Annotated in this window: 17 protein-coding genes; 7 read left to right on the top strand and 10 right to left on the bottom strand. The window is 33.7% G+C overall.

Going from position 1 to position 17,420, the window contains the following annotated elements; genetic code table 11:
* Nucleotides 1-154 precede the first annotated feature (154 nt).
* From ACFSFY_RS07060 to map, 3 genes are all read left to right on the top strand, one after another.
* Nucleotides 155-916 carry a tryptophan-rich sensory protein gene (locus ACFSFY_RS07060; RefSeq protein ID WP_381536614.1) on the top strand — a complete coding sequence of 254 codons (762 nt, stop codon included), beginning with the start codon at nucleotides 155-157 and terminating at the stop codon, nucleotides 914-916.
* A 94-nt stretch (nucleotides 917-1,010) separates the two neighbouring features.
* On the top strand, nucleotides 1,011-1,337 hold the full coding sequence (locus tag ACFSFY_RS07055) for a magnetosome magnetite crystal formation protein family (RefSeq protein WP_381536687.1): 327 nt from the start codon (nucleotides 1,011-1,013) through the stop codon (nucleotides 1,335-1,337).
* 125 nt (nucleotides 1,338-1,462) lie between these two features.
* Complete coding sequence (gene map / locus ACFSFY_RS07050; protein ID WP_381536613.1) at nucleotides 1,463-2,209, top strand: type I methionyl aminopeptidase; 747 nt, start codon at nucleotides 1,463-1,465, stop codon at nucleotides 2,207-2,209.
* 51 nt (nucleotides 2,210-2,260) lie between these two features.
* Here the strand turns inward: map and ACFSFY_RS07045 are convergent, their stop codons facing one another.
* From ACFSFY_RS07045 to ACFSFY_RS07020, 6 genes are all read right to left on the bottom strand, one after another.
* Nucleotides 2,261-3,403, bottom strand: a complete 1,143-nt coding sequence (locus tag ACFSFY_RS07045) for a DEAD/DEAH box helicase (RefSeq protein ID WP_381536612.1) — start codon at nucleotides 3,401-3,403, stop codon at nucleotides 2,261-2,263.
* Between the two features lie 138 nt (nucleotides 3,404-3,541).
* A complete protein-coding gene (locus ACFSFY_RS07040; RefSeq protein WP_381536610.1) occupies nucleotides 3,542-4,633 on the bottom strand; it encodes a glycosyl hydrolase family 8 in 1,092 nt (363 codons plus the stop codon).
* The gene (locus tag ACFSFY_RS07035; RefSeq protein ID WP_381536609.1) at nucleotides 4,630-4,788 is read right to left on the bottom strand and encodes a hypothetical protein; all 159 of its coding nucleotides are present in this window, start codon (nucleotides 4,786-4,788) and stop codon (nucleotides 4,630-4,632) included. Before ACFSFY_RS07035 ends, ACFSFY_RS07040 begins: the two co-directional genes overlap by 4 nt.
* 22 nt (nucleotides 4,789-4,810) lie before the next feature.
* Nucleotides 4,811-6,067, bottom strand: a complete 1,257-nt coding sequence (locus ACFSFY_RS07030) for a glycosyltransferase family 2 protein (protein WP_381536608.1) — start codon at nucleotides 6,065-6,067, stop codon at nucleotides 4,811-4,813.
* 5 nt (nucleotides 6,068-6,072) lie between these two features.
* Nucleotides 6,073-7,806 (bottom strand): DUF2334 domain-containing protein, encoded by a 1,734-nt coding sequence (locus ACFSFY_RS07025; protein WP_381536606.1) that lies wholly within the window; start codon nucleotides 7,804-7,806, stop codon nucleotides 6,073-6,075.
* A 33-nt stretch (nucleotides 7,807-7,839) separates the two neighbouring features.
* Nucleotides 7,840-8,070 (bottom strand): helix-turn-helix transcriptional regulator, encoded by a 231-nt coding sequence (locus ACFSFY_RS07020; protein WP_381536604.1) that lies wholly within the window; start codon nucleotides 8,068-8,070, stop codon nucleotides 7,840-7,842.
* A 406-nt stretch (nucleotides 8,071-8,476) separates the two neighbouring features.
* On the opposite strand from ACFSFY_RS07020, the gene ACFSFY_RS07015 reads away from it, so the two are divergent.
* The 3 genes from ACFSFY_RS07015 (at nucleotide 8,477) to ACFSFY_RS07005 (ending at nucleotide 9,744) form a co-directional block, all read left to right on the top strand.
* Nucleotides 8,477-8,872 (top strand): helix-turn-helix domain-containing protein, encoded by a 396-nt coding sequence (locus ACFSFY_RS07015; protein WP_381536602.1) that lies wholly within the window; start codon nucleotides 8,477-8,479, stop codon nucleotides 8,870-8,872.
* A 247-nt stretch (nucleotides 8,873-9,119) separates the two neighbouring features.
* Nucleotides 9,120-9,395 carry a hypothetical protein gene (locus tag ACFSFY_RS07010; protein ID WP_381536600.1) on the top strand — a complete coding sequence of 92 codons (276 nt, stop codon included), beginning with the start codon at nucleotides 9,120-9,122 and terminating at the stop codon, nucleotides 9,393-9,395.
* Between the two features lie 154 nt (nucleotides 9,396-9,549).
* Complete coding sequence (locus ACFSFY_RS07005) at nucleotides 9,550-9,744, top strand: hypothetical protein (protein ID WP_381536598.1); 195 nt, start codon at nucleotides 9,550-9,552, stop codon at nucleotides 9,742-9,744.
* 35 nt (nucleotides 9,745-9,779) lie between these two features.
* Here the strand turns inward: ACFSFY_RS07005 and ACFSFY_RS07000 are convergent, their stop codons facing one another.
* The 3 genes from ACFSFY_RS07000 to ACFSFY_RS06990 form a co-directional block, all read right to left on the bottom strand.
* Complete coding sequence (locus ACFSFY_RS07000; RefSeq protein WP_381536595.1) at nucleotides 9,780-10,631, bottom strand: glycerophosphodiester phosphodiesterase; 852 nt, start codon at nucleotides 10,629-10,631, stop codon at nucleotides 9,780-9,782.
* A 150-nt stretch (nucleotides 10,632-10,781) separates the two neighbouring features.
* On the bottom strand, nucleotides 10,782-11,999 hold the full coding sequence (locus tag ACFSFY_RS06995; protein ID WP_381536594.1) for a carboxylate--amine ligase: 1,218 nt from the start codon (nucleotides 11,997-11,999) through the stop codon (nucleotides 10,782-10,784).
* Nucleotides 12,000-12,139: 140 nt separating this feature from the next.
* Nucleotides 12,140-12,934: a VLRF1 family aeRF1-type release factor gene (locus tag ACFSFY_RS06990; RefSeq protein WP_381536592.1), complete on the bottom strand. Its 795-nt coding sequence runs from the start codon at nucleotides 12,932-12,934 to the stop codon at nucleotides 12,140-12,142.
* Between the two features lie 175 nt (nucleotides 12,935-13,109).
* Between ACFSFY_RS06990 and ACFSFY_RS06985 the strand changes: the two genes are divergently transcribed.
* On the top strand, nucleotides 13,110-14,249 hold the full coding sequence (locus ACFSFY_RS06985) for a response regulator (protein WP_381536590.1): 1,140 nt from the start codon (nucleotides 13,110-13,112) through the stop codon (nucleotides 14,247-14,249).
* A 50-nt stretch (nucleotides 14,250-14,299) separates the two neighbouring features.
* On the opposite strand, the gene ACFSFY_RS06980 is transcribed toward ACFSFY_RS06985, so the two are convergent.
* Nucleotides 14,300-17,419 carry a hybrid sensor histidine kinase/response regulator gene (locus tag ACFSFY_RS06980; RefSeq protein WP_381536588.1) on the bottom strand — a complete coding sequence of 1,040 codons (3,120 nt, stop codon included), beginning with the start codon at nucleotides 17,417-17,419 and terminating at the stop codon, nucleotides 14,300-14,302.
* Between the last annotated feature and the right edge of the window lies 1 nt (nucleotide 17,420).

Here is a 17,420-nt window from a genome sequence, read left to right as displayed (position 1 = left end):
CCCTTATACGTTCCAAATTTTCTAAATACACTTCTATATTGTATCATTAAACTTCGATTAGCGAACTATTTCATTCTGTGACATAAACTCCATACTTTATTCCGCAGAACACTCTTTTCATATGTATACTGGTCTAAGTAGGAGGATATTAAATATGCTAAGAATCTTTATCATGACCCTTTCGTTCATTGCCCTTGTTATTGTCAATGGAGCAGCAAATATAGTGCCATTCAACGGAAGTACTTACGTTGAGATTTCAAATCGAATTCCAATTCTTTTTACACCTGCAAGCTACGTACTGTTAATATGGTTCGTCATATATTCACTTATAGCTGTATGGCTTTTCGGTTTTTGGAAGGAACGCAATAATTTAGTACACCCCTTATCTATTCGAAGATCAATTTTCTTCATTTTGGGTTCAGTTTTTAATATTATTCAGATTATGCTTTGGCATTACGAATTTTTCACTTTATCTTTTATAACACTTGCAGCACTTCTTGTAACGTTGAGCTTACTTTATCTAACTTATCCAAGAGATAGTAATCGTCTCTTTGGACGAATACCGATTGCAGTTTACCTGGCATGGATTATTTTCACATTCATTACAAATATACTTTATGTCTTAACACTTCATGAATGGTCTGATTGGGGGTTAAGTGCTCCACTTTGGACAGTTATTTATCTAACGATTGCTACAGCAATTGCACTCCACTTCATCTATCACTACCATGATATCGCATTTACTCTAGTTTTCATCTGGGTTTTCACAGGTATTGCTGTCAAAAATGGATTCGAAGAACTCTTTGTATCATCCGCAGCTTTATTTCTGGTAATGGTATTATTCGTCACAATTTTTATTCTTCCCAGGAAGAATAAATCAAAAACATATAAAATACACCACTCATCTTCTATTTGATTTGTGGTGTATTTTTTTTATTTAGTTGTATAATCTACCTCTCCTTTATACATGATACGAATAAGGGAGCTGATTACCATTGCCGAGTAATAAAATGTTATCCGCATTAAGCTATTTCAGTATTCTCTTCTCCCCATTGCTTCTTCCCATTATAATTTATTTAGTAACTAATGATACGGAAGTTAGATCCCATGCTAAACGTTCTTTTATTTCACATATCATTCCTATCGCTTTACTTATAGTCGGATTCATCTTATTTTCATTATCGATCTTTTCTTTGGAAAATAGAATGTTTGATATGATGCAAGGAAATTCAAGCTTTTGGAATATCAGTCCACTCTTTTTTATGCTTATTTACGGACTGATAACCGCGATTATTTTCATCTGGAATATTGTACAAGGCATTAGATTAATAAAATAAAGGTAATGTTACAAAACCAATAATAAGTTCTACAACATTTTCAAGAGTTGTAGGCTTTTTTATGCTTAGCAATATGATATAGTGTGGTATATAAATAAAGGAACGAAAGAAAGGATTTGTGTTAAGTGATTGCGAAAACCGAACAGGAAATAGCAGCTCTAAAAAAAATCGGTAAAATCGTTGCCGAAATTAGAGATATAATGAAAGAAGCTACAAAGCCCGGTATGACTACAAAAGAAATTGACGAACTTGGTGGAAGATTATTTGAAGAAAGAGGTGCGATTTCTGCTCCGATCTCAGCTTATGACTTTCCAGGATACACATGTATAAGCGTTGGAAATGAAGTCGCGCATGGTATGCCCGGTCCAAGAGTCATTAAAGATGGTGACCTAGTAAACATTGACGTTTCTGGTTCAATTGACGGTTATTTTGCAGATACAGGGATTTCTTTTGTCGCTGGTACACCTGATGCTAAAAAACAACAATTATGCGACGTTGCTAAAAGCGCATTTGATCGTGCAATGCTTAAAGTAAAAGCAGGATCTAGTCTAAGCGGCATTGGTAAAGCAGTTGAAAAAGAAGCTAAAAGTCATGGATTAGCAGTTATTAGAAATTTAACTGGTCATGGTATTGGAAAGTCTTTGCATGAAGAACCACAGCACATCTTAAATTATTATGATCCTTGGGATAAAACACTTTTAGTAGAAGGAATGGTACTTGCTGTTGAGCCCTTCATATCTGAAAAAGCCGAGAATATTATTGAATCCGGTGATGGATGGACATTCATTACAGAAGATAATTCACTCGTTGCCCAAATTGAACATACAATAATTGTTACTAAAGGCAAGCCGATTATTCTAACACAATTATAAAAGGACGGTTCCACTATCCAGCTTAACTGGATTTTGGAATCGCCCTTTTTTTTATTTCTTTCTTTTTATTACTTCTGTTTTTGCTGGCTTCTCCAGCAATTTACCGTCACGCCATACTTTTTGTACCGGTTTAATACCTTTTGTAAGTTTTCGATAATCCCGTTCCTCTGTATAAGATAAGAATGTTAAAACTTCACCATCTTTTCCAGCTCTACCTGTTCTACCAGAGCGATGTAAATACTGTTCAACTGTATGCGGGACATCAACATGAATTACATGTGTCAAACCTTCAATGTCAAGACCTCTAGCTGCCAGATCCGTCGCTATTAAAACACTGACATCCCCTTTACGGAAACTTTCTAGTGCTTGCTGACGTTCAAACTTTTTCATGTCAGAATGAAGAACAACGATTGGAGCTTTGTTGTAATTCAGTTTCATCTCTCTCATCCGAACTTGATCTACATTGTTAATGAATGCAAGAGCACGAATCTTTTTAAGATGAGAAAGTCCCCTTAATAGATCAGTTTTATCACGTATATCCGTTTTCACAAATGAGTGAACAATTTTCCCTGATTTTGGCATTTCTTCAGAAGAAACTTGAATTCGAAGTGGATCATTCATAAACTTGTTTGCAATGATTTCTATTTCTTCTGTAATTGTTGCGGAAACGACAGCAATTTGACGCTCGGGATTCGAGTTCTCAATCATATTTTTCACAGCAACTCGGTGATCTCTTGATAATAACTGATCACCTTCATCAAGAATAATATAGCGAATATCATGCATTTTCAGCTTTTTTGTCTTAACAAGTTCATCAAGTCGGCCAGGAGTTCCAACTACAATCGTTGGCTTCTTTTTTAATCTGTCTAATTGACGATTGATATTTGCTCCGCCTATTAGCTGTGTCACTGTAATGTCTGTTCCTTCAACCCAGTCACGAATAACATTCACAATTTGCATAGACAACTCCTGAGATGGAGTTACAATAAGAGCCTGTGTCTGCTTTTTTTGACTGTCAACAAGCTGTAGAATCGGAAGAACATAAGCAAGCGTTTTCCCTGTGCCTGTTGGTGACTCCGCCACAATGTCTTTACCAGAAATCATTGCTGGTATCATTTGTGTTTGTACAGGAAGCTCATGCTGGAACTTCCATTTTTCTTTAAAAACATCATCCATATTATCTAAAAAGGACATCTTTACCCCTACTTTCAATCTGCTCTTTTTAGTGTATCATAGCCTGTCCTACATGCACTACATATAAATACACTCCTATAATAAAAACCCCGAATTTAAATTACTATTCAGGGGTAGGTATATTACTATACGTATACATTATTTTATCAATTTTAGTTGAATCATTTCAATCTCTGCTAAAAGCGGAACTAAGTTATCAAAAATATGCGTATTGTCATCATTCACGGAATATCCACCCGTATATTCAGGCTCCTTAGATTTAAAATGAATCATTCTTTCATATAATTGTTGGGCTAATGGGTACTCCTTTACTTCTAGACAGTATAATATTAACCATCCATAAACTGATGGTGATTCATACTTCACCACTGCTTTACCGGTTTTCCGATCATATTGACCATAAACTTTTTCTTGTACTTCTATTTCATTTTTAATGAAATTCAAAAACTCTTTTGTCGAATAGTCTTCTTTAGAACGGTACAAGGCAACTAGTGCCTGATCAATCATATTCACTTTCGTATCGTATAGATAAATACCTTTATCTACATCAAATGCTTTTGGAAAAAATGAGCCGTCTAACTGGGCATTCGCTAATATACTCAGCATATTCTCATAAATGACTTTATCTATTAATCCGAGTGTATCAAGTCTAGATAATGCCTTTGGTTCTATATAGGAAAGCGTAATGTATGGACCAGCACCCCCTCCCTTAACATAGTAATCAGTTAATACATTTTCTTTTTCATTAAAGTTCATCAAGAAGTTACTGATACTTTTAGCCGATTTTTCATAACGTTGATCATCCCACCTTTCGCTTGCGGCAAATAAAGCTTCCAGGATTCGCAGATCATCTACGAGTGCATTTGCAGAAGCTTTACTATCACCAGTTTCAGTCAATTTCCATCGAATAAAACCATCTTTTTCAAAAAAGTTATTCATAAAAACTGTATAAGCCTTTTCAAATTTTATTTGATCATCCTTCACGATTAGATATTCCATCCATATTCCTATCGATTCTGATAACGTTTCCCTACCTTTTACAAATTCACTATCCACTTTGTCTCCTTCTTTTATATATGTAGATAGAGTTCCATTTTTATTGGTTAACCATTTTCCGATAAAAGCTTCAGTGTCCGCTATTTCTTTTTGATCTTCATTATTTTTATAAATCAAAGTTAATAAACCACCTATCACAATAATTCCAATGATAAGAGACAACCAGAACCTCATTTTGAAAGACCCACACTATGAGTCATCTCCTTCTTCTTTGGAACTAGATTTTCAAATCCCTCTGGGAACGATAAATACCTACTATTTATTCTTATTCTAGTCTCAAAATGTTCAACATTCGGTCTTACTCCAAATATTGGTGTTATTTTCACCATTTATATTACCCCTTTTCTATTATCATGATGTTTGTTGAAAACGTTTTGTTTTATACCATTTCGCTTCTTGTTTAAATAGTACCCTTTTGATTTCTAGAATTGATGAATAGACAACAAGTAATATCCATAATTGTGAGTAAGTAAAGTACATGAACAATACTACAAAGAAATTTTTCACAGTTAATTGCTTTTGTTCCATACTGAGTGCCAGGCAAACTTCCGTTACAAATAGTAGAAAACCGACAATAAGTAAAACGTAAGAAACGATGCCGATTTTCAATTCCAAATCATAAAATATATTTACAACAAAGATTGAATGAGATATCAAAATCCCTGCAAAAAACATTAGGTATGTGAACAAGAAATAAAATATATCGATAAACACTTTTCTGTTTTTCAGCTTGTGTAATCGGAATAGATATTTAAAAATAACATATAGATTCCCCCTTGCCCACCTAGTTCTTTGCCTCCACCAAACACGCAGAGTTTCCGGTTCCTGTTCCCAAGTAATTGCCGAAGGAAAAAAACGGATATAGTATCCTAAATCATATACCCGAATACTCAATTCGGTATCTTCGGATAGAGCTTTTTCATCCCACCCATTTAATCTTTCTAAAATGGATCTCCGGATAGCAAAATTTGTTCCCGGAATTGTACACATCTTAAACCAGAACCAGCGTCCTGCTTGTGCCAACCATTGAAATGTTAATGTTTCAATATTTATTAACTTTGTCAGTAAATTTTTATTTGCATTTACAACACGGAATTTCCCAACAATTGCACCCGCTTTTTCATCATTTTGTAATCCTAATGCGAGATAATAAACTGCATCGGGTTCAGGTGTATTATCCGCATCGTATACTATAATAACTTCACCTGTTGATTTTTTGAACCCTTTGTTAAGAGCTCCAGATTTCCCCTTACCTGCATTCGGCGGCTTTGTGTGCAAGGCCTTTATAAATGGATATTGCTCTGCGTAAGCATCAACAATAGAGCCAGTGTCATCGCTAGAATTATCATTAATAACAATTACTTCTAACTTATCTTTAGGATAATTTAGTCGGATCATAGACTTCAAAGTATTTTCAATAACTACATCTTCATTGTGCGCAGGTATTAAAATACTTACTGTAGGTAAATTTCGAGATTCGCTTAACAACTCTTTTTCAAAAGACTTATATTTTAATGAATGAAAGTACCCCCCCACCATGAGAAAGGCATGGTAAAACAACATTGTCCATATTAAGAATAGAGATATATATAATAATAGATTTGTCAATTCAATCACCCCTCCATTTTCATATTTCTACTAGATAACATTAGAGTGAATCCAATGAATAGTAGTACAGCTATTCCACCAACCACAGCCATTATCCAAACAACCTTATCCGTAATACGCTGTAAATGATAAGCAGGAAAATCCATAGATGACATTAATAGCCCGCCACGACTAACTTTTGTAACAACTTGTCCATAAACAGTACTAATTTCAACATTTTCTACCTTAACCCATACATCCATCTTCTTTAAATCAATCCAAGATATATCTGGTAGTTTCTCCATTTCTATAAGCATGTCCTTAAATCTATTTACACCTAGATATGGATGATAAAAAGCCCCCAGTATTCCATCTCTTGTATATTGATAAATTTCAGCTTGACTCAACATTTTTTCAACCGCTTGAGGATCATTAGGTCGTATATACCCCATAGTTTCAGGTAATAAATGCATGCCCTTTAAAAATGAAGGATTTGTGGCATATGGTGCTGAGCCCATTACCTCCCAGTCCTTATCACTTAACTGGACTTGGCCCACGTAAGTTGAAAAAAATTCTGCTAGAACATTGTAACCATTTTGTGACATTGTATAATGTGGAGCTTCAAAAGCTAAAGGGTATAATCCATAGTTCGTTAATTCTTGTATTCCTCTCGTGACTCTTTTTCGTATATAATTACTTTCAAAAGCAACTAATTCCTCTGTATACTTTTCATACTCATCTATAGTTGCGAATTCGCTTTCTTTTTTTAAAACAAATTCTTCATTAGCTTCCGCATAAATAGGAGTATTGTTGTCGACATCCCAAAATTCAAAGCCTTCCCCTGTTTCACTTTCCCGATATTGATGTGTGTAGCCGTGTAAAACAATACTCCCACCATTTTCCTGGGCATTCTTTAACACCTTCAATAACTTTGGTGAATCGGAAAAGTGATATTCTTTTCCTGTTTCGGGATTTGTATAGACCGGTATGACGGCCATCATAAAGGGTATTTTTTTCTGAATTAATATATCTGTAATTTCCTCCATTTTAATCGGATTCACAAGAGGGTGAATATCCTCTAGACGAATGTATGCAGGATGTGATTTTTCATGATTTGACTGAAAAGACTCATGAAGTACTTCGCCTATAATTGAGTATTTGGGAAATGATAATTCATCAAATGCAATAAATAGATTTTTATCATTTTTTACAACCACAGGAGTAGATTTTCCTTGACTTGACATTTTCCCTTGAACTAACACATCACTTTCTTTAACAATTTCGATATCAATTACGTATTCGGGAGTAATGGTTAGTTCTTTATCTTTATTTTTCGTTTCAAAAATCCGATCTACTTTCACCTCATGTAATGTATTGACAAAAGAAAACCTTTCCCCGAGGCGCTCCGAATTATATCCAATTGCAATAAAATGGCCTGAATAACCTTCAAATAAATGATGAAACGAAGCCATTTCTTTCTTAGCAACCTGTCCGTAATAGATTAAATGTGTAACCCCTACCAAATCAGACTTCTTTACATCTTGGCTATTTTTAATGGTAATATCCGTTGTAAAATGGCCAACAATCATATCCACTGTTAAGGTATTTTCGTCAATTTCTCCAGATTTCGATGTGAACATAACCAAAACTTTAGGTTCAGTTTCGTTTTTTGCATCTGTTAATATAGGAAATGAAAAACACATTAAGAAAATGATTGCTAAAAGTAACAGACTCATATTGAATTTTCCTCGTTTTATCATTGTGACGTTCACTCCTTTTCATTTATCTCTTATTTATTCACTAAATTCCTTCGTGTCGTTTCTCAACACATCTGAATTAAAAAAAACATCCCCTAGTGGTTCATTCAAATAATCCGATATCTTTTTCATAGTAGTAGCACTTGGATAATAAACACCATTTTCTATTTTTGATAAAGCCGTCCGACCAATTCCGATTTGGTTCGCCATTTCTGCCTGCGTAATATGTTTGGATTGACGCATCTTTTTTATATTGTTTGCTATCAAGTAGGCATCCCCTTTCATTATTTATTAAATATACTTGTGTAGAAAAACAAAACATTTTGCGTAAAAAAATATGTTTAATTATTTTTAATATGAATAGACTTAAATATTCGAAATGTTTTGTTTCGTCTTACAACACACTATAAACAGATTTGTTCTTTTAGTCAACACATTTCGGAGGAAAATTAATCTTTTTACAAAATTATTAATTAAATCCTTCGAAATTCAACGAATATAATGACATTTAAATTCATATTCCATCGATTTTCTATGTTTTTCCTCTCGTTTAAGCTATTATGAAAAGAGACTCATCAAACATTATGTATATTAAAGGGATTTAATATAACAGAAAATTAAATACCAATACTTTTCCACACTAATAAAACCATAAAATAGGACGTGAAACAGAATGAATGAATTTGGAAGAAGAATCCACCAATTGCGCAAACAAAAGAATATGACGTTACGTCATTTAGCTGACCTTTCAAATCTAAGTTATTCTTTCATAGCTTCATTAGAAAAAGGAAGATACAAGCCATCCCGAGAATCTATATATTCACTTGCAGCACCATTAGATGCAGACCCAAACGAACTTTTACGACTTGCTGGATTTCTTCCAGACCAATTCGAAACTGTTGAAAACTCCTTTTCAGAAAAAAACAGCAAAAAATCAAATAAATTTGAAATGGAAAACATTTTAAATACCTCTGTTACATTTCAAGGAATCGAACTCCAACAAACCGATAAGGTAGCTCTTTTGTCCTTTTTAAAAACAATGGCAAGTTTTAAAAACTCCGATTTATAAATTCACAACATGAAAAAAATCTGACAATATTCCGAATATTAACATTCCTCAGTAGGCAGACCACCTAAACTACTATATAATAAATTTATAGATATAAATGCTTTTCAAACATGAACATATAGTAACAGACTCATTTCGAAATTCGTCCAATAAACTAAAGAATTAGGAGTTCCGACTTTCATATAAGTTTCTATAATAGTTTTATGTATTTCAAGAGTTTAAAAAATAAGTAAATGAGGTGTTCAAGATGAAAGCCTATCTGGTGAATAAACACTATATATTTACAGAGTACAATGACTTATCGGATTTAATTCACGATATTATTCATTATACCGATCTAAAAATGCAGCAAGAAAGTCATTCCTTTACTATTTGTACCGGAAAAATACAATTAAATCGGATGGTATTTATAGCCGATAACGGCCAATGCACTCGCCTATTGCATGATTCTGAGGACAATCTTTATTATTCTTTAGACGACATCATTTCCGAAGAAACAAGCGAGTATACAAACGCCAAATGAGAACTAGGTTAATAACGGTGCTATATCAAACACAGGACCGTTAACTTATACCTAGTTCGTTTTTTGGTGTTTATTTGTTTATCTGTTGTTTAAATCTGAACAAGACTGGGAATAATAATATAGATACTTTTTGTTAGGAATGGAGGCGTTTCTTTTGAACGGTAGAAGTTATTCCGATAAAGCAAATAAAGAAGCAAGTAACGAAGCAAGCAGCGAGCCTAACTGGTCTGAAGTTGCGGACAAAGCAGCAAAAAAAGCTGAATTAGAATTGGATAAAATTAAGCAAGATGCCAAAGATTCTATTAAATCCAATAACCAAAGTTATAATAATCCTACCGAAAAAGAATAACAAAAAACGAGTACTTTTTAAGTACTCGTTTTTTGTTATTCTTTTGCAATAAATATTTCATCTTCTAACGGCCAAATTGAAAAGTCTGTAATTATTCCATCAACACCATACTGATAGGCTTTATTTATAGAACGTACATCTTTTGCAGACCAAACCAATACTTTACCACCAAAGCTGTGAATTTGATCGATAATATGTTTGTTTACATGCGAAATATTAAAATTGATAAAGGTTGCAAATGAGGAAAGATCTTCAATTTTTTTTGAAGAAAGCTGACTCGCGGACCTCTTCATTAGTAAAGCAACTTGAAGGTCTGGTACGAGTTGATGCATTTTCCTCATTGATTCAATGTCAAAAGATTGTACAATCACACTACTTAAATCACTATAGTTTTCCAAAACCGCAGCTACTTTTTCTTCAATTCCAGGATATTTTGACGGTTTTTTTATTTCAATTAGCAAACCTATCTGCCCATAAAAGTCCGAAAACAATTCATCTAATGTAATTATTCTTTCGTCTTTAAAATTTTTATGAAACTTACTACCTGCATCTAAATTCTTTAACTCAGCAAGCGTGTAATCGCTTACAAAACCATTGCCATTTGTAGTACGATCTACTTTATCATCATGTATGATTACGAGCTCACCATCTTTTGATAGATGTAAATCCAGTTCTAAAAAATCCGCGCCTAATTCCAATCCCTTACGAAATGCTGCATGGGTATTTTCGGGTGCATATCCTGATGCACCACGGTGGGCAACGCTTACCATACCGCCCATCTCTACGGGTTCCATAATATACGACTCTTTATATCCTACTAGCAATAACGTACACGCGCATACTAGTCCAATAAGTTTCATTAACTTTCTGTTTTTTAATTTCCCCATAGTTTAAACCCCACAATCTCTACAATACTCGGACAATTCCAATGATTCTATTTATCTTAGTTTAGCATAAGAATTACTTCCTGTAACTACTTATTTTATAGTAGTAAAGTTTCATGAGTTTGTTAGGGTTTTATAACTATTAAGTTTAATTTATTCCCACTGATTATCTTTATACTTTTTATAGTAATTAACTTGTCTAGCTAATAAATATAGTTTTCGTTTGAAACTGCGATCTTTTTTATAAAATAATGGATTACCAAATTTCTTAGCTTTGATTAGTTCTCGAACTTCAGTATTGATTGCTTTGTTTGTAACAAACTTTTTCAAAACAACTTTCGGCACAACTGTAAATAAGAACTTTTCATTTAATAGCGTCAATGATTTTGTTTTTTGATAAATTAAATCATCTACAAAGTACTTTGCCATATTGTGTCCGCACTGAGTTATGTAATAGCTCGATCTTCCCTGTCTAATATTCACTTCAAACACTTTGAATTTACCATCACGTTCATCATATTTTAAATCGAAATTTGCAAATCCAACATAATGAATATCTTCTAGAAAACCTTTTAATTTCATCATTAACTCTTCATTATATCGAGTTATAACAGCCGTGTAATTACCAATGGCTGTCACTGTATGCTCTTGCAACACTACTTGGGCAAACGTTACCAGCTCTGCTTTTCCAGCACTGTTCATATAAACAACCGAGTCCCACATATAGGTATCGTCACCCGGTATGAAGTCTTGAATAATGAGATCTTCTTTATATCCGCTCGCTTTAATCTTATCGATGACAGCTTGCACTTCTTCTGCTGAATCGACTTTGTATACCTTTTGCTGTCCTGGGAAACTGTTCAAGTAGTACTCCACACCGTTACTTGGTTTTACAATAACGGGATAAAGCATTTCCTCGGTAAACGTTTCATCTTCTAGACATGAGTATATAAACGTTGTCGGTGTGTCGATATCGTGTTCTGCACATAACTTATAAAAGTTTGATTTCACTAATAATGTATTCATTAATGATTCTGGAATATAATTAAACACATAATCCTTTGCTAACTCATCCATATTTTCCGAAATCATTCGTACATATGCATCGTTTGTCCCAATCAAAATCATCTTTTTATCAGGCTGAGCATATTTTCTAGCTACATTTTTCAACAATCGTAAAAAGTTTTCTTTTTTATGGAAGTTTACGTCCAACTCGATGTTTCCTATAATCGTACTTAAACTCGTAAAGGATAAAGCTTCTTTTCCTACAAGTATCGGTCTTATATTATATTCTTCATGAAACGAGATTGCCATATTGTATGCATTTATATCTGTTCCAATAATTACTGGAATAAATGGATGTTTTGTCATAATGCCCTCCAAGTTTTTTTATGAATAGTGTAGATTCAGTGTTTTCATGTCAATAAATCGATTAGAGAACTAACTTAAACCGATAAAAATAGTGCCATATACTGAAATTATACTATCCTTTCAGTATATAGCACGGCTCTTCATTTTTCAAAAACTTGATGGATAATATCGTGCACGCTGCTGTTGTTTAAGTTTTTGTGAATACAACTTGTCGGTATTGTCCTCAAGGTTTCTGCAAATGCTTTTGCTAGTTCCGCCTCGCCTGTAATGTGAATTTCTCTCCACCCTCGCTCTTTTTTTAATCTCTCAACAATATCAGCCATTCCTTTATAAAACCTTCCCAAGTTCTCTTTAAGTCTTGGTTCCAAATCATCCACTTTCGTACTCCCAATAACATGTTGATTTGTTGGATCCATACGTTTCTGTTTTCCCCACACCTCAAGATTGGGGTCAAATCGATACTTTAGTTCATCTTCAACAAAACCCATAGCTGTGTCCAAAACACGTACTTCGCCAAAGCTTGGAAGGATAATTCCCGCTTCGGGATAAGCTTTATACATGTATTCCATTTCCTCAAGCACAGGATGGTCTTCCCAATGAAAACTCGTTTTCACTGGAACTTGAACGTAGTGAACGGACCATAACTCAGGCTCTATCGAAGCAAAAATCACTACTCCTTTATTTAAGTTGTTCTGACTATGTTCAATTTCTTGCGCTACTTTTTCCTTCAGAATGCCAAACGCTTTGATTTCATCTGGATCTTTGGACAGTTTCAAGTATTCTTCAATTCGCTTCATACCGCTTTTTAAATGAATTTTCCATGCCCCATTTAATTGTTCCGGATCACCTGGATTGGTATTCAAGTACACACTTAACACACAGCGTTTGTCACAACGAAAGCCCTTTAAAGACTCCAATTCTTTGCTTAAAGACATTAATCCTAAAACCTCCTTCAATTTTTCACACATACCAAGCATGCCCTTTGACCGCTTTGCTTATAACAAAGGTTTTCATATCTCTTTTGTATGTATTGTTCGAAGTTGTTTGTAAGTGAGGATAAATTTGGTATAATTATAGTAATAGTCTATATACTTGAAAGTAGGTTTTTTCATGATTCGGGCAATTTTAGTTGATGATGAACCACTAGCTATAAATCATATGGAAAAAAAGTTGACAGAATTGGGAACTGTAGAAGTTGTTAAAACTTTTTCAAATGCCAGTTCTGTGTTAAAAGAAATGAAACATTTGGATTTTAGAGTTGCCTTTCTAGATATTGAAATGCCTGGACTTAACGGACTGGACTTGGCTGAACTCATTCAAGATTGGGACAGCACTATTATTATCGTTTTTGTTACAGCTTATCGAGAATACGCGATTGATGCTTTTGAATTACATTCGATAGACTATTTAATGAAACCAATATTATCGGAACGACTAAAAAAAACGATTACTCGTATTCAAGAAAAAATTCAATTGAATGAAATACAAGTATCATCAACAACCAATACTGCACCATCCATACGAATTGTATGTTTTGATGAATTCATAATGTATCACAATGATATACCTGTAAAATGGAAAACATCTAAAGCAAAGGAACTTTTCGCATTTTTTATAGCTCATCATAATGAATATGTAAATCGGGATACCATTATAGATTTGATTTGGCCTGAAAATGACTATCAAAAAGCTAAGACCCAATTACATACGTCTATGTCCTATTTAAGAAGCACATTAAATTCTCTAGGGTATCCTAATGTTATAGAGTTTTTAGATCAAAACTATATACTGAAACTCCCTAACCTTCAATGCGATTCAATTGATTTCATTCGGATGATCAATGATTCACCAACAGTACATAAAGGTAATATACAAGACTTCGAACAAATAGTTGAAGGATATCATGGTAACTTTATGGAAAGAAACGGCTATGAATGGGCCTTACTTCAAGCACAGAGCATTCTTCAAAAACTAGTACAGTTGTTACAAAAGATGATTACCTACTACTCAGAAAGTAATAACCTTGATAAAAAGCAACGCTATTTGGTGATACTGCTCCAATACAATCCATACTCTGAAAATGTATTACAGCAACTCATGCACCATTATGTTCAGATTGGTAATCGCGGTGATGCTGTTAAAGCCTACCATGAATTCACAAAAGTGTTGCTCAATGACTTAGGCATTTTACCTGAGCATGAGACAAATTCACTATATGATTCAATCTTACAAGGGAATCCAATTCATTAAAGAAAGGACTATGGATTTTATAAAATCCATAGTCCTTTCTTACCCTCTTCTCATCTTGTAGTGATTCTCTCCGAATTATTTTTTCTTGAACCGATTTTATTTGGAATATGGACACTAACAGTTGTTCCAACACCCTCTATACTTTTAATCTCTAATCCTCTACCATACAACTTTATTAAGCGCCGATTTGTATTTGCTAAACCGATACCTACTTTTTGATTTGGATAGACTTTCAATAGTTCTTGTAACCTTTCTTTTTCTATCCCTACGCCGTCGTCTATAATTGAAATCTCAAAATATAAACCACAATCCTTTATTCGAATACAGATTGTACCTCCTTCAACCCTTTTTAAAACACCATGCCTGACAGCATTTTCTACAAGTGGCTGAATTGATAAAGGAGGAACTTTTAAATCGATTTCACTATCAATCTCCCACACTATTTTTAGCCGATCCGCAAATCTTTCTTTTTCAATATATAAATAAGAACGAATTAGATCTAATTCATCTGCTAATGGCACAACCGCTTGTGTGTTGTTACTATCAAAACTCTTTCGCAAGTAGTTTCCGAACTCCTGAAAAAGTTTAATCATTCGTTCTGTATCTATCTCTGCTAAAGAAGCAATCGTATTTAATGTATTAAATAAAAAATGTGGCTGAATCTGTGCCTGTAGCCAAGCAGCTTCTGTTCGAAGTTGTTCATTAATTGACCTTTTTAAATTAGTTAATGCATTTACACGAATTTCAAATTCCAACGCATCCATCGGTTTGGAAACATAATCATTCGCTCCTGAACAAAATCCTGTGTAGATGTCCATAGGATCGTTGCGAGCTGTTAAAAGTAATATTGGTAGTTCAGACATTGTAAATTGCTTGCGTATTTGTTTAGTGAGTTCATACCCAGACATTATCGGCATCATTACATCTGAAATCACTAAATCCAACTCTCTTGTTTCAACGATTGTTAGTGCTTCATAACCACCCGATGCGCATATAACTTCATATTCCTTCTGTAAAATCATACTTAACAATCTTAAATTCACATGATCATCATCTACTAATAATATTACTAAACTGTTCGATTTTACTTTTGGCTGATTGGTAGTCGAAAAGGATGGATAAATAGTTGACGGTTCAACAAAATACTCATCAAAATGAATAGAAGCTGCAGTTTCTGAAATCCTTTCTGATTCAACAAGTTTTGCATTCGCTAAAGGCAGGGTAAATGAAATTACGCTTCCTTTACCAAGATTCGATTCAACGGTTATTTCTCCACCATGTAACTCTACTAATTGCTTACATACCACAAGCCCTAATCCGATTCCACTCCCACTAGATGTAATGCTGGGATCCACTTGTTCGTATGCTTCAAAAACTTTCTGCTTCATTTCTTCACTGATTCCAATGCCTGTATCTTTTATATAAATAGTGGCTTTATGATTCGTATAGCTCGCTTCAATACTTACAGAACCTTTATTTGTAAATTTAACAGCATTATGAATAAGATTAAATAAAATCTGAATCATTCTATTCTCATCTCCATAAACCGAGGGAAATGTAGACGGAATTTCCATGTTCAGCTGCAATTCTTTCCCTTCCGTCATAAATTGAATCATATCCAACACACCTGAAGCAATAATATGCATATTTAGAGGTTCTTTATTGAGACGGATACGCTTTTCTTTTAAACTGTTTAAATCAAGTAGATCGTTCAGTAAGAACTTCATTCTTTGACCAACACGAACGAGCAATTGCAGATTTTCTCTATTTTTTATTGTTAATGTTTCCGTTTTATCATTTAAGATCGTATGTGCAATATTAATAACAGCATGAAGCGGATTTTTTAATTCATGGGATGTGTTTGCTAAGAAATCATCTTTTAATTTATCAGCTTTTTGAAGTTTTATCGTCTGCTCTTCATTTAAACGGACCATTCGAAAATGTTCGCTAAACAATAAGCCGGCAAACGCGCTGATGGCAATTAAATAATCGAATGGATAGTAAGGAATATCTATCATATTCATGTTAATAGCGACACCCCATATTACGTTCGAAAGGTTTATAGTATTAGCAATTAAAATATAAATCGCGGTTTTATTGCCATTTTGAATGACTTTTATCAATTGAAAAGTAATAAATACATAGGAAAATGCATTTAAAAGCATAATACCAAAGCCGATGTACATCACATATTTTATCGGAATTATTAATAGAGAAATTATTAAAGCTGCATATGCATTAAAAAGCCAACGGAATATTATACTCTGTAGATTGAACATGTACTTCACAAATCGCAGGACAAAATACAATGTTCCAGCAAAAGATACATATAAAAGAATATAAGACCATCCCGCATTAATTGGTAGTAAATCAAGCAACAGTTTATCTTCATCTATTAATATGGAAAAAGCTGCAAAAAAAGTAATTGCACCGAAATAAATAAGCTCTTTACGGCGTTTGTATCTATTTATAAAATATAATGAAAAAGCATATAAACTATGCCCAAGTAGAATAATTGTAACTAATAGCTGCACGTTTTTAGTTAAATTCACACTCTTATTTATTGCCTCCATTGAGCCAAATCTAATAGATTTTGTAATGCCGCCTTCCATAAATTCTTCAAAGTTCGATACATGAATAAGTAATTCTATTTCACTACGATCCGCATGAAAGAAAAGCTTATTAGAGCCTAATTTACTTTTGTATTGACTATCAAAAGCAGCCACTTGACCGGTTTGAAATTCTAGCTTCTCATCTACAAAGACACTCGCTGCTGAGGATATATCTTGAATATGTATACCATAAAGCTCTTGATTCTTATTTGGAAGTAAAATTTTCAATCGAAAGGTACCGTAATTTACTAATTCATCTTTTCTTGACAGTTCACCCCAGTCACCAGGAACTGCTATTAATTCTCTCTTACTATTTGCGAACTCAGAACTTTGTTCATGTAACTGATTCGGAAAAAACTCCCATTCCCCATCTAAATCGACTATTTCATTTTCTAAAAAAGAAAGTTCACTTAAATCAATGACACCATTTTGAGCAAAATGATGAACAGATTGTTTATAGTTTAATATCCAAGCAAGGCGAAAAACCGAGAGTATAATAATAAGTGAAATAATAATTAGAAATATACTTCTAATTTTTAACTCTTTAGCAGTATCCATA

This window comes from Sporosarcina siberiensis (genome assembly GCF_042681925.1).
Taxonomy (GTDB): domain Bacteria; phylum Bacillota; class Bacilli; order Bacillales_A; family Planococcaceae; genus Sporosarcina; species Sporosarcina siberiensis.
The sequence above is the reverse complement of the archived record's forward strand: the minus strand, read 5'-3'. Positions and strand labels throughout refer to the sequence as shown.